Source organism: Streptomyces europaeiscabiei (assembly GCF_001550375.1).
Classification (GTDB): domain Bacteria; phylum Actinomycetota; class Actinomycetes; order Streptomycetales; family Streptomycetaceae; genus Streptomyces; species Streptomyces europaeiscabiei.
Window position 1 is genome coordinate 1 of sequence record NZ_LRTR01000771.1, and the last position, 12,319, is coordinate 12,319.

Here is a 12,319-nt window from a genome sequence, read left to right on the forward strand (position 1 = left end):
AGGGCGAGCATCAGCAGGGCCGCCGCCCGTGCTCGGCGGGTGCCCAGGGCGAGGTCGGCGGGTTGGTGGCCCTCGTCGCGCGGCGGGGTCGTGACGCCGGTGTGGGCGCGGTCGCGCCGGTTCCGGGGGGTGCGGGGTGGGCCGTCGCGGCCGTACGGGTCATCCGGCCACCCCCGGCGTCGGGCCGGACCCGGAACGCGCCGCTTTCGCCGCGCGCCGTGTGGCGGCCTTGGCGCGGGCCTCGTCCTTGTCTCGCAGGACGAACCGCTGCAGGAGTGTCATCGCGACGATGATCGCGATGACCGGCCTGGATCCCGACGTACCCGTCGGCCGACTCCACTTCCGGTCGACCGGCCCGCTCCCCGTGGGCGCGCTCAGCGTCGCAGGGCTCACCGGTCGCGGGAGAACGGCTCGACCTCACCATCGACTCCGGAGGCCGGGTCGAGTCGGTAACAGCCCCTGCGGGACTGGCCGTAGAGGAACACGCGGCGCTGCGGACCTGAGAACCACTCCGGGCGGCCTGTCCGACAAGCCGGCGGCGACTCGACGTCAGCCCTGCCGCCGGCCCGACGGAGGGACTCCCCGTCGCCCACCTGCCGACCGGAGAAGCGACAGTCCCCACCGTGCGGAACGGGCGGCTCGGTTCAGGCTGCTCGTCGGTGCTCTGGCCCGCGGCAGCCGAAGAGCGGGATGCTGGCCCCACGCTGTCTGCCGGGCCTTCTGGAAGGAGGCCCGGGAGCGCATCGCGTCCTTCTGTCGTCGACACCCCGAAAGCGGTACTGCCGTGAAGGTCCACCACCTCAACTGCGGGACCATGCTCCCGCCCACCGGCGCGCTGGTCTGCCACGTCCTGCTCGTCGAGGCGCCGGGCGGACTGGTTCTGGTGGACTCCGGGTTCGGGTTGCACGACATCGCCGATCCCGGGCGCCGTGTGGGGCCGGCCCGGCGGCTGATCAGGCCCGTGCTCCGGGCGGAGGAGACGGCCGCGCGCCAGATCGAGGCCCTCGGGTTCCAGCGTGACGACGTCCGCCACATCGTCGTCACGCACTTCGACTCGGACCACATCGGAGGGCTGTCCGACTTCCCCGAGGCCCAGGTCCACACGACCGCGGCCGAGGCACTGGGGTCCGTGATCTCCCCGTCCCGGCGGGAACGGTTCCGCTACCGGCCGGCCCAGTGGGCCCACGGCCCGAAGATCGTCGAGCACACTCCGGACGGCGAGGCGTGGCGAGGCTTCGCCGCCGCCAAGGAACTCGACACCATCGCCCCGGGAGTCGTCCTGATCTCCCTGCCGGGACACACCCGGGGCCACGCCTGCGTCGCGGTGGACACCGGAACCCGCTGGATCCTGCACGCCGGCGACGCCTTCTACCACCGCGGCACGCTCGACGGACACTCCCCGGTACCTCGCGCCCTTCGCACCATGGAGAACCTGGTGGCGTACGACCTGAGGAAGGTCCGCGACAACCACGCCCGCCTGGCCGAGCTGCACCGGCGCGGCGACGCCGACCTGACCGTCGTCAACGCGCACGACCCCGTCCTGTACGAGAGGGCTCGCGGTACGGCGTAGAGGCCGGAGTCGCGCAGGAGTCCCGGTCGCGTAGAAGCCGAACTCGCGCAGGGGTCCGGGTCGCGTAGGAGTCGGAGTCGCGTACGAGTCGGGGGCACCTGCGAGTCGTCGGCGAGGACGTCAGATCCAGCCGTCCAGGGACTTCATGAAACCGTCGAAGTCGTCGCGGTGGATGGTGTGTCCCGCGCCGACGACCGTACGGACCTCGAAGCCGCTCGCCCGGAGCCGGTCCGCGTCCGCTGTCCCCACCAGCGAGCTGGGGTCGGCGAGTTGGACGAGGGAGGGCACGGCCGGGCGGTCGGGGACGAAGCCCGTGAGCGGGCGGCCGCCGAGGAAGTGCACGGAGGCGGCGTCCCAGGCCGCCAGCGTGGCCATCTCGATGTCGACGTCCTCGCTGTCCCAGCGCGGGTTGAACGCGGCGGTCTGCGCGCGGGTGGCGCGCTTGAAGGAGGCGAAGACCTCGGGGCCGATGTGCCGGCCGGGGTCGGCCGACGACCATGCCGGGTCCGAGTAGACGGCCCGCGCGGGCCGCAGCCGCTCCACGGCGAGGGAGAGGGCGAGTCCGCCCAGGGAGTGGCCGATGACCAGGTCGGCCTGCTCGGGCAGCGTGTCGACGAGGTCGTCGGCGAAGAGCTGTGGACTGTACTCACCGCGCGGCGAGGTTCCGTGGCCGCGCAGGTCCACGGCGATCACGCGGTAGCCGCGCTCCGCGAGCGCCGGGGCCACCCGTCGCCAGGTGCGGGAGTCGGACATGATGCCGTGGACGAGCAGAGCCGTCCGGTCACCTGCGCCCCATTCGCGGGTGCTGAGCTGCACGTCGCGCCTTTCGCCGGTGTGGTGGTCAGGGTGCTGGTCTCCTGCTTCGTCCAAGGCTATCGGCGGCGGCGAGCGCCCTCGACGCCGTCCCCCGCCACCGTCGCCCTCGCGGAGCGCTCCCGCCGTCCCCTGCCACCATCGCCCTCGCTGGGCGCTCCCACCGTCCGCTCCCGCTCGTCCACTCCGCCCAGGAGGTCGCCGTCGCCGCGCCCGGTGTCGGCGCCGTGCGGCGTCGACGTCGGGTGGCGTCAGCGCCCCGCCACGTCGCTGTCAGGCGGCGTCGCTGACGGCCGTGTCGAGGGCGGTGCGCAGGGCGTCGGCCATCAGCCCTATCGCTTCCTTGCCTGCCGGCACCGGGCCGGTGTGGGTGAAGTAGTGGTCGACGCCCTCGAAGACGCGGTGGGTGACCGGCACGCCCGCGGCCTCCAGGGCCTTGGCGTAGGCGTCGCCCTCGTCGCGCAGACGGTCGTTCTCGGCGGTGATGACGAGGGCGGGCGGCAGTCCGGCGAGGTCGTCGGCGAGTCCGGGCGAGGCCAGGGGATCGGCGAGGTCGGCCGGGTCCGGGACGTAGGCGGCGGTGAAGATCCGCATGAGCTGGGGGCTGAGCAGCGGCTTGGGGATGCGGGACAGCTTGGTGGCCGGGTCGGCGACCATGTCGAGCGGCGCGGAGTCGATGATCTGCAGTCGCGGTGTGAAGGTGCCCCGGTCGCGGGCCGTACGGCAGACCCCGGCGGTCAGGTTGGCTCCCGCGCTGTGTCCGCCCACGGCGACCCGTGAGCCGTCCCAGTCGTGGGCCTCGCCGTGCTCGACGACCCACGCGGTGACGTCGTACGCCTGGGTGACGGCGGTGGGGAAGGTCCGCTGCGGGGCGACGGCGTAGTCCACGTTGATCACGACGCAGCCGGCCGTGGCGGCTATGTAGCGGCAGATGTGGTCGTCCTGCTCGTGGCGGGCCACGATGAAGCCGCCGCCGTGGAAGTTGATGTACACCGGGGCGGGGGTGGCGGTGCCGGCCGGCGGGCGGTAGACGGTGCAGTCGACCGGCCCGGCGCCGGTCTCGACCCGAAGGGTTTCCGTCCGCTTCGGGATGTCGGTGAAGCGCAGGTCCTTGTGGACACGGGTCATGACGCCGCTGAGCAGCAGCTGAACCCCTCTGGCCTGGATTCTGACACTGAACGGCATGATCGGCCCCGCCCATCGCTACAACGTTGAATTAACAGGATTCCTGTTGATGGGATGATGGACGCGAATCCTGTTTTGCGCAATGGGTGAGCGCGCCACCGCCGAACGGGACGGCTTCCGGTGGCGTCCGACAGGGGTCGGTGAGGGGTGGTGAAAGGTCGTGAAGGTGCGGAGCCTCGCGGAACGCGGGTCAGCTCTCGGCGGGCGCGAGGAGCACGAAGTCCGCGTTCGACGGGTCGAGACAGACGGCCAGCCGGCCGACACCCTCCACGTCCTCGGGTCCCATCTGGACGCTGCCACCGTGCCCGGTGACGGCGGCCACCCCTGCGTCGCAGTCGGTGACGGCGAAGACGGGGTGCCAGTAGGGCCGTCCGCCCGTCAGGGTGAGGTCGGCCGCGCGGAGTTCCATCAGGCCGCCCTGCATCCGCTCCTCGGGGAGTCCTGCGGGAGTGACGAGGCTGTACGTGCCCGCGTCGCCCGGCAGGGACATGTCGCCGAACCGCCAGCCGAAGACGGTGCCGTAGAACTCCTTGGCGGCCGCGGTGTCGGTGGTGTACAGCTCGGTCCAGGACAGTGAGCCCGGCTCGTCAGCCAGCTCGAATCCCTCGTTCCGGCCCGGCTGCCAGGCGGCGAACTGGCCGCCCAGCGGGTCGCTGTACTGCGCCATCCGGCCCCAGTCGCCAAGATCCCTCGGCGCCACCCGCACCGTGCCGCCGGCGCGCTCCACGGCCTGGGTCGTGGCGTCCGCGTCGGTGACGGTGTAGTAGATCATCCAGGCCGGACGCGCGCCCTTCTCGGTGAGTTCGCCGAGCCCGCCGACGATCTTGCCGTCCTTCCGGAAGGCTCCGCCTTCGCCCTGCGTTCCTCCCCGTCGCCCCCGCCGTCGCCCATGGGCTCGAATTCCCAGCCGAGCACCGCGCGGTAGAAGGCCGCCGCGGCCGGCACGTCGGGGACGCCGAGGTCGAGCCAACAGGGGGAGCCGGGAGTGAGGTCGGTGGTGATCACGGGATTCCCCTTCGCGTTCGCGGATCCGGTGATCTCAGCGTGACACCCGCCCCGGACGACCGCGCGTCGGCGCGGTGCCCGAGCGCGCCACGCCGGTGGTCGGGGCCGCCACGGGTCGGGGCGTCGCGGATCCGGGCAGCACCGTCCAACGGCCGCGTCGCGGATCCGGGCAGCACCGCCGGTCGGCCTCGTCGCGGGTCCCCCTACGGGGCTTCGAGGTCGTCGGCGAAGTGCCGGAAGCCGTGGCGGTCCCGGTGGATGTCCCACAGGGTGTCGGCGAGGACGGCCGGGTCCTTCCTGGGGTGTCCGGGGACGATCGCGCCCGGGACGACCAGTTGGGCGACATGGATGCCCTCGGCCGCGAGGGTGTCGTGGAGCAGGTGGCCGTACGCGCTCTCCGCGGCGAACGCGATGGACGTGCCGGCCCGGTCGGGGTGCGGGACCACGGCCGTCCCGCCGTTGACGAAGAGGACGGTGCCGCGCCCGAGGTCGCGCATGCCGGGCAGCACCTGCCGTACGGCGGCGACCGCGCCGTAGACGGAGAACTCGATCGGGCCGACGAGGTCGGTGTGGCCGGTCTCCAGCACCGGCAGCATGAAGTCCCGGTGCGGCAGCGGGCTGTACTGCAGGACCTCGACCGGCCCCAGCGACGTGTGCGCCGCGTCGAGTGCGGCGGTCAGGGCCTGAGGGTCGCGTACGTCGGCGGCGAACCCCTGGGCCGTGACGCCCTGGTCGGTCAGATCGGCGGCGAGTGCCTTCGTCCGCTCCGGGTCGCGGGCGACGAGCGCCACGGCGAACCCCTCACGGCCGAAGCGGCGGGCGACGGCCGCGCCGAGACCCGGCCCGGCTCCGATGACGGCGATGGTGGTCATGGCTTCCCAGCTTTCCTGGCGCAGGGGGTGGTCTCTCGTGCGAGTCCGGCCCCGCGCAACGGGCTTGACGGTCTCATCGTGACGTAACGCGCGCTTGCGACGGCAAGGTTCCTGGCCGCCTCGGCCGCGTCTCTCCGCGGCGGTCCATGGTGGGCACTTTGCAACGGTGGTCACACAAGCACACCCTGGAGGACCGCTGTGGGGCGACACGGACGCGGAGTCCTCAACGCCCGTGCGGCGGCAGCCGATTCCACGCCCCCGCCCGCTCGGTGCCGTATCGGCCGCCCTCTGCCCGCGGCCGTACGACCTCGCCCACCCCGCCCACCGCCGATGACCTGGTCGGCCGCCCGCCGGAGTGCCGACGGGCGGCCGTACGCTTACCCCTGTGGAGGACTACGACATCCTGGACACCCCGGACAGCGACCCCCCGGACAGCGACGCCACGGACGGCCCGCAACCGCGCCCGCAGTCGCTCATGCTCGCCTTCTTCGGCAACCACGTGCTGGAGGACGGCGACCGTGATCTGTGCGTGTACTCGGGCAGCATCATCGACGTACTGGGCCGGGTCGGCGTCGGTGAACAGGCCGTACGTTCCACACTGACCCGCATGGTCAACCGCGGCCTGCTGCGGCGCCAGCGCGAGGGCCGCAGGATGTACTTCGGCCTCACCCCGCAGGCGACACGCGTCCTGTGGGACGGCCGCACCCGCATCTGGAAGCAGGGCGCGGTCAACGACGACTGGGACGGCACCTGGACCCTGCTCGGCTTCTCCCTCCCCGACTCCTGGAAGCGCCAGCGCCACGACCTGCGCTCGCGGCTGACGTGGTCCGGGTTCGGGGCCCTGTACAGCGGGCTGTGGATCGCCCCGGGGAACGTCGACGTCACCGGTGTCGTCGCCAAGCTCGGGCTCACCGAGCACGTCAAGATCTTCCACGCCCGGGCCGACGTGGCCACCGACATCGAACTGATGATCCGCGACACCTGGGACCTGGAGGGCGTCGCGGCCCGCTACGTCACCTTCGACAAGCGATGGACGGCCCACCTGGGCGCCGGTTGCGGTGACGACCCGATCGGGACCCGTCTGCGGCTCGTCAGCGAGTGGCTCCGGACCATCCGCGCCGACCCACGCCTCCCCGCCCGCCACCTTCCCCCCGCCTGGCCGGCCCGCCCCGCCGAGGACACCTTCCGCCGCATCGCCGAACAGACCGCGACGCCCGCCCGGCGGATGGCCGCCGACCTCCTCGACACGGTGCCACTGCGCTAGATGTACTGCCCAGGGACGGCGGCACCGGCCGCCGGAGCCGCTCCACGGACCCGGCGGCCCTGCCGAGCCGCTCCGTGACGCCGCCAGCGACGGAAGAGGCGGAGGCGCAGGCGGAAGGGGCTGAGGCGGAAGAGGCGGGATCAGCGGGTCGCGAAGACGGCCCTGACGGAGCCCGCGCCGTCCGCCGCTCGGCGTCCACACGCTCGACGAACGGCGTCACATCCTCCGGTTCAGGCCCCGGTCTCCCGACCCGTCCCGAGTAACCCGTCGAGCACGAGTGCCGCCAGCGACTCCGCCCTGGCCGCGGTTCGCTCCGGCGAGGAGTGTTCGGTGCGGCCTAGGCGGCGGGCGAGGGGGACGTCCAGCATGCCGGAGACGGTCGGGACGATGGCGAAGAAGAGCACGTCCATCGGGACGGGGGCCATGCGTCCGGCGGCGACGAGCCGGTCCACACTGGACGCCATCCGCCCCACGACGACGCCGATGTAGTTGTCGTACAGATAGTCCAACCGCTCGCTGTCCTGGTTGAGTTCGTCGACGAAGAGTCGGCCGACGAGCGGGGTGTCCGCGGAGGACCGGTAGAAGGCGGTGATGAGCCGCCGCAGGTTCTCCGCGTCGTCGGCCGAGGGGTCGGTCTCGGGCAGGCTGGCCTGCTGCGGCGCCAGGGCGGAGTCCACCACCGCACGCCAGAACGCCGCCTTGGAGCCGTAACGGTCGTTGATGAAGTTGTGGCTGACGCCCAGGCGGCGGGCCAGTTCACGGGCGGACGCCCGGTCGTAGCCCAGCTCCGCGAAGGCCTCCAGGCCACGCTGCAGGACGCTCTCCTCCTCGGGCACCGCGGGAGTGTCCGCGCCGGGGCGCCCCGGCCTTCGAACGGATTCGGCTCTTGCTCCCACGCTTGCCTCCATCACTTCCGATTCACGCCCACCGGCCCTGCGGGCGGCCCCGGGCCCAGTCTAGGGACCCACGGGCATCTTATTTGACACCCGTCAGATTATGGCTAATCTGACGGGTGTCAGAGCGTTTCTCTCGCATGGAGAACCCCCATGACCGCACCCCACGCACCCCACGCATCCCCCACGACCACCGAGCGGGCGATCGGCCCCACGGCCGGCGACGCGCTCGCCGACGCCGTCGTCGCCGAACTGGACCTTCTCGGCACCCCTGCGCAACAGGCACTCGACGCCGGCCTGCGCAACGGCCTGGCGAGCCTGTACGAGCCGCCGCCCGAGGCCGTGGCCGCGCTGCTGCGGCAGCTGGAGTCCGCCCCTTCGGGGATGGACCCGCTGATGCTGCACCGCGGCGACGTCGTGAGCCTGTCCGTGCCTCCGCTGTGGTTCGGACTCTGCTCCGTCACCGCCACGCTCACCCACACCTACGCGTCCCCGGCCGCCGCGGGCCGCCTCGCCCGCGCGGGCACTCCGACGGCCATGGCCCCACGCCGGCTCGCCGGGACCGGCGTCTGGGCACGTCGGACCATGCGACCGGGAGGGCTGCTGCGCGGCGCCCCGGGTTACCTGGCCACCGTCCAACTGCGGCTGCTCCAGGCCCGGATACGGATCACGGCGTTCGAGCGCGACCGCGAATCCGCCGAATCCGCCGAGGGCGGCGCGTCCGGCCGGACCTCCTTCGCCCGTCGGCGATCCCCACTCGCGCAGGACGACGACCTGGCCCGTACGTGGCTCGGTCTCACCCTCGTGTCCTTCCGCGCCCTGGCCGCCGTCGGCATCGAGATCGGTCCCGAGGAGGAGCGCTACCTCTACCGGTACTGGTCGTACGTCGCCCATCTGCTCGGCCTGGACGAGAGCCTCTACGGGAACGTGCTCGACCACACCGACGCCGAGCACCTCCGGGGCCTGCTGGACGCGAGGACGGCAGTGCCCGACGAGAACTCACGCGTGCTGACCACCGCCATGGTCGACACGCAGGCCCGTGCGATGGCCGGGGCACCGGGTGCCGTCCTCTCCGAGGAGCAACTGCGCTACCTCATCCACAGCGTGCTCCGGCAGGCCTTCGGCGACGAGACGGCGGACCGGCTGGACATCCCCGTCCCCGCCGCGACGCATCTGATGCCGCTGATCGGCAAGCTCAACCGCCAGTCCCGGTACTGGCAGACGTTCTCCCCGGCCTCGGCGGGAGAGGCCCGACGCCGAGCGCTCCAGGGACCCGGCCCCGAACTGATCGCGGCCGTTCTCCCCGTCGGCCGCCAAAACCGGGAAGCCGCCGGTCGGTCCGGGGTTCCGGCGGCCTGACCCACCCGCGCCTCTCGCGCGCTCTTGCCTCCCCCCACTCGTGACGAGCTCCACCGACGCAGCCGTCCACCCCGCACCACCGAAGCACACGCAGCCACTTCCGCACCTCCTCCGGAGTTTCGTCATGTCTTCCACCGTCTCCGACACACCGACCGGCACGGCTCCCACAGCACCGCTGCCGACCACCGACCCACCGCACCGCCATCGCTGGTGGATCCTCGCCGTCATCGGCCTGGCGCAGCTGATGGTGGTGCTGGACGCGACGATCGTGAACATCGCGCTGCCCTCGGCCCAGCAGGACCTGGGCTTCTCGGACGGCGACCGGCAGTGGATCGTCACCGCCTACGCGCTCGCCTTCGGCAGTCTGCTGCTGCTCGGCGGGCGAATAGCCGACCTGTTCGGCCGCAAGCCGACGTTCCTGGTCGGCCTGGTGGGCTTCGCCGGTACCTCCGCCATCGGCGGCGCGGCCGGCAGTTTCGAGATGCTCGTCGCCGCCCGGGCCGGGCAGGGTCTGTTCGGGGCGCTCCTCGCGCCGGCCGCGCTGTCGCTGCTGACCACGACGTTCACCGACCCCAAGGAACGCGGGAAGGCCTTCGGCGTCTACGGCGCGATCGCGGGGGCCGGCGGCGCCGTCGGCCTGCTGCTGGGCGGCGTACTGACCGAGCACCTCGACTGGCGCTGGACCCTGTACGTCAACCTCTTCTTCGCCGCCGTCGCCTTCGTCGGCGGGATGATCCTGCTCGGCCGCAGCAGCCGCGACAGGACCGCCAAGATCGACGTGCCCGGTGCCGTCCTGGTCTCCGCCGGACTGTTCTGCCTGGTCTACGGGTTCTCCAACGCCGAGAGCCACGACTGGGGTTCGCCTGCCACCTGGGGCTTCCTGCTCACCGGGGCCGTCCTGCTCGCCGCGTTCGCTGTGTGGCAGACCCGCTCGCCGCATCCACTGCTGCCCCTGCGCGTCCTGCTCGACCGGAACCGCGGCGCGTCCTTCGTCTCCGTCCTGATCATCGGCGCGGGCATGTTCGGAGTCTTCCTCTTCCTCACCTACTACCTGCAGCAGAGCCTCGGCTACACGCCCATCGAGACCGGGCTGGCCTTCCTGCCCATGATCACCGGGCTCATGCTGACCTCGACGCTCGCCTCCACGACACTCGTCCCGCGCATCGGTCCCAAGCCGGTGGTCCCGCTGGGCATGGGCATCGCCGCCGCCGCGATGGTCTGGCTGACCGCCCTCGACATGAACAGCTCCTACACCACCGACATCCTGCCGCCGCTGGTTCTCGCCGGACTCGGCATCGGCCTGATCATGGCCCCCGCCATGAGCCTGGCCACCGAGGGTGTCGCCGCGGAGGACGCCGGTGTCGCCTCCGCCGCCGTCAACACCATGCAGCAGGTCGGCGGTTCCCTCGGCACCGCCCTCCTCAACACGCTCTCCACCAGCGCCGCCGCGGACTACCTGGTCGGCAGGAACCCGAAGGACCCCGCCGTCGTCTCCCAGGCCGGGCTGGAGGCCTACTCCACCGCGTACTGGTGGTCCGCCGCCTTCTTCGTCGCCGGCCTGGTCGTCAGCTTCCTGCTCTACCGGCGCGGCGCCCCCGTCCACGACCCGGACGCCGCCCCCGTGGTGCACATGTGAGGTGTCGGCTCCCCCAGCCCGTCGGGGCGGCCTCCTCCTCCCCCGCCCTGACATCCCCGAAGCGGCCCGCCGGACACCCGGCGGGCCGCTTCGGTTTCTGCCGGCGAGCACCTGCTCCGGCAGGCGCAGGGCTCAGCGGCGACACGGCGACTCGGCGACTCGGGCCGGCGGTGGCGGTGGGCGTGGCCGTGGGCGTGGGCGGAAGGTGGCCGTGGGCGTGGGCTAGAGGCCGGCCAGGGCCGGGAACGCGGCGGCGGAGTCGCTCAGCTCGGCCCACACCGTCTTGCCCTGGCGCGCGCGGCGGGTGCCCCAGTGTTCGGCGAGCTGGGCGACCAGGAGGAGGCCGCGGCCGCCCTCGTCGAAGACGCGGGCCCGGCGCAGGTGCGGGGTGGTGCCGCCGGAGTCGGAGATCTCGCACATGAGGGTGCGATCGCGGATGAGGCGCAGCCGGATGGGGGGCCGGCCGTAGCGGATGGCGTTGGTGACGAGCTCGCTGACCACCAGCTCGGCGGTGAACTCCAGCTCCGCCAGGCCCCAGTCGCTCAGCTGCCGGGTGACGTTCGCCCTGGCCCGCGCGACGGCGGCGGGCTCGGCCTCCAGGTCCCAGGTGGCGACCTGGCCCGCGCCGAGGGCCCGGGTCCGGGCCAGGACCAGGGCGACGTCGTCGGGCGGCCTGGCGGGCAGCAGGGCTTCGAGTACGGCGTCGCAGGTGGCCTCCAGAGAGGGGGCGGGCCGGGCCAGGGCTTCGCGGAGCCGGTCCAGGCCCGCGCCGACGTCGTGGTCCCGTGCCTCGATCAGACCGTCGGTGTAGAGCGCGAGCAGGCTGCCCTCGGGCAGTTCGACCTCCGCCGCCTCGAACGGCAGCCCGCCCAGGCCGAGCGGCGGGCCCGGGGGCAGGTCCAGGAGGTCGACGGTGCCGTCCACGGTCACCACGGCGGGCAGCACATGCCCCGCGCGGGCGAGGGTGCAGCGGCGCGAGACGGGGTCGTACACGGCGTAGAGGCAGGTGGCACCGATGTCCCCGCCGCCTCCGTCGGCACCGGCCACTCCGGTGGCGGCGGCCGCGGTGGCTTCGGCAGAACCGGTGTCCGGGGCGCCCGAAGGTCCCGCGTCCGTGCCCGTGCCCGTGCCGGCCCCGGCCTCGTCGTACGCGTCGTTCTCCTCCACCTCGGCGGCCAGGCGGATCACCACGTCGTCCAGGTGCGTGAGGAGTTCGTCGGGCGGCAGGTCGATGTCGGCCAGGGTGCGTACGGCGGTCCTGAGGCGGCCCATCGTGGCGGCGGCGTGGATGCCGTGGCCCACGACGTCGCCCACGACGAGGGCGACCCTCGCGCCGGAGAGCGGGATGACGTCGTACCAGTCGCCGCCCACACCGCCCTGGGCGTCGGCGGGAAGGTAGCGGAAGGCGACGTCGACGGCGGACTGCCTCGGGGTACGGCGCGGGAGCAGGCTGCGCTGCAGGGTGAGGGCGGTCGCGCGGGCGTGCGTGTAGCGGCGGGCGTTGTCCACGGCGACCGCCGCCCGCGCCGCGATCTCCTGGGCCAGCAGCAGGTCCTCGTCGTCGAACGTGTCGGGGTCACGGTCCCGGCAGAACTGCGCGACACCGAGCGTGGCGCCCCGGGCACGCAACGGCACCACCAGCGTGGAGTGGACCGGACGGGCACCGGCGTCGGGACTGCCGTCCACGGGCGCCCGGCCACCGCGCTCGCCCCCGCCCGCAGC

At 72.9% G+C, this 12,319-nt stretch carries 10 protein-coding genes and 1 pseudogene; 4 read left to right on the forward strand and 7 right to left on the reverse strand.

Annotated features, from left to right (window positions below):
• Positions 1 to 159 precede the first annotated feature (159 nt).
• Positions 160 to 282 carry a hypothetical protein gene (locus tag AWZ10_RS55345; protein WP_267893510.1) on the reverse strand — a complete coding sequence of 41 codons (123 nt, stop codon included), beginning with the start codon at positions 280 to 282 and terminating at the stop codon, positions 160 to 162.
• A gap of 502 nt (positions 283 to 784) precedes the next feature.
• Between AWZ10_RS55345 and AWZ10_RS37820 the strand changes: the two genes are divergently transcribed.
• Positions 785 to 1,570, forward strand: a complete 786-nt coding sequence (locus tag AWZ10_RS37820) for an MBL fold metallo-hydrolase (protein WP_060893273.1) — start codon at positions 785 to 787, stop codon at positions 1,568 to 1,570.
• Between the two features lie 120 nt (positions 1,571 to 1,690).
• On the opposite strand, the gene AWZ10_RS37825 is transcribed toward AWZ10_RS37820, so the two are convergent.
• The 4 genes and pseudogenes from AWZ10_RS37825 to AWZ10_RS37840 form a co-directional block, all read right to left on the reverse strand.
• Positions 1,691 to 2,386, reverse strand: a complete 696-nt coding sequence (locus tag AWZ10_RS37825) for an alpha/beta fold hydrolase (protein ID WP_046708073.1) — start codon at positions 2,384 to 2,386, stop codon at positions 1,691 to 1,693.
• A 270-nt stretch (positions 2,387 to 2,656) separates the two neighbouring features.
• Positions 2,657 to 3,568 (reverse strand): alpha/beta hydrolase, encoded by a 912-nt coding sequence (locus AWZ10_RS37830; RefSeq protein ID WP_060893274.1) that lies wholly within the window; start codon positions 3,566 to 3,568, stop codon positions 2,657 to 2,659.
• Between the two features lie 190 nt (positions 3,569 to 3,758).
• Positions 3,759 to 4,573 (reverse strand): annotated as a pseudogene (locus AWZ10_RS37835) (VOC family protein).
• Positions 4,574 to 4,776: 203 nt separating this feature from the next.
• Entirely contained in the window at positions 4,777 to 5,445 is a 669-nt protein-coding gene (locus AWZ10_RS37840; protein WP_060893275.1) for an SDR family NAD(P)-dependent oxidoreductase, read from the reverse strand.
• A 385-nt stretch (positions 5,446 to 5,830) separates the two neighbouring features.
• Here AWZ10_RS37840 and AWZ10_RS37845 point away from each other — a divergent pair, with 385 nt between their 5' ends.
• Positions 5,831 to 6,709, forward strand: a complete 879-nt coding sequence (locus AWZ10_RS37845; protein WP_060893276.1) for a PaaX family transcriptional regulator — start codon at positions 5,831 to 5,833, stop codon at positions 6,707 to 6,709.
• A 230-nt stretch (positions 6,710 to 6,939) separates the two neighbouring features.
• Here the strand turns inward: AWZ10_RS37845 and AWZ10_RS37850 are convergent, their stop codons facing one another.
• A complete protein-coding gene (locus AWZ10_RS37850; protein WP_046709461.1) occupies positions 6,940 to 7,545 on the reverse strand; it encodes a TetR/AcrR family transcriptional regulator in 606 nt (201 codons plus the stop codon).
• A 210-nt stretch (positions 7,546 to 7,755) separates the two neighbouring features.
• Here AWZ10_RS37850 and AWZ10_RS37855 point away from each other — a divergent pair, with 210 nt between their 5' ends.
• Together AWZ10_RS37855 and AWZ10_RS37860 are read left to right on the forward strand one after the other, a co-directional pair.
• Positions 7,756 to 8,961 (forward strand): oxygenase MpaB family protein, encoded by a 1,206-nt coding sequence (locus AWZ10_RS37855; RefSeq protein ID WP_060893277.1) that lies wholly within the window; start codon positions 7,756 to 7,758, stop codon positions 8,959 to 8,961.
• 124 nt (positions 8,962 to 9,085) lie between these two features.
• Positions 9,086 to 10,597: an MFS transporter gene (locus AWZ10_RS37860; RefSeq protein WP_060893278.1), complete on the forward strand. Its 1,512-nt coding sequence runs from the start codon at positions 9,086 to 9,088 to the stop codon at positions 10,595 to 10,597.
• 222 nt (positions 10,598 to 10,819) lie between these two features.
• Here the strand turns inward: AWZ10_RS37860 and AWZ10_RS37865 are convergent.
• On the reverse strand, positions 10,820 to 12,319 hold a 1,500-nt coding region (locus AWZ10_RS37865; RefSeq protein WP_244172688.1), incomplete at its 5' end, for a SpoIIE family protein phosphatase.

Excerpts from the sequence above, each read along its gene's own strand:
- AWZ10_RS55345 (WP_267893510.1), bottom strand. The coding sequence starts at position 282 with ATGACACTCCTGCAGCGGTTCGTCCTGCGAGACAAGGACGAGGCCCGC.
- AWZ10_RS37830 (WP_060893274.1), bottom strand. The coding sequence starts at position 3,568 with ATGCCGTTCAGTGTCAGAATCCAGGCCAGAGGGGTTCAGCTGCTGCTC.
- AWZ10_RS37840 (WP_060893275.1), bottom strand. The coding sequence starts at position 5,445 with ATGACCACCATCGCCGTCATCGGAGCCGGGCCGGGTCTCGGCGCGGCC.
- AWZ10_RS37855 (WP_060893277.1), top strand. The coding sequence starts at position 7,756 with ATGACCGCACCCCACGCACCCCACGCATCCCCCACGACCACCGAGCGG.
- AWZ10_RS37860 (WP_060893278.1), top strand. The coding sequence starts at position 9,086 with ATGTCTTCCACCGTCTCCGACACACCGACCGGCACGGCTCCCACAGCA.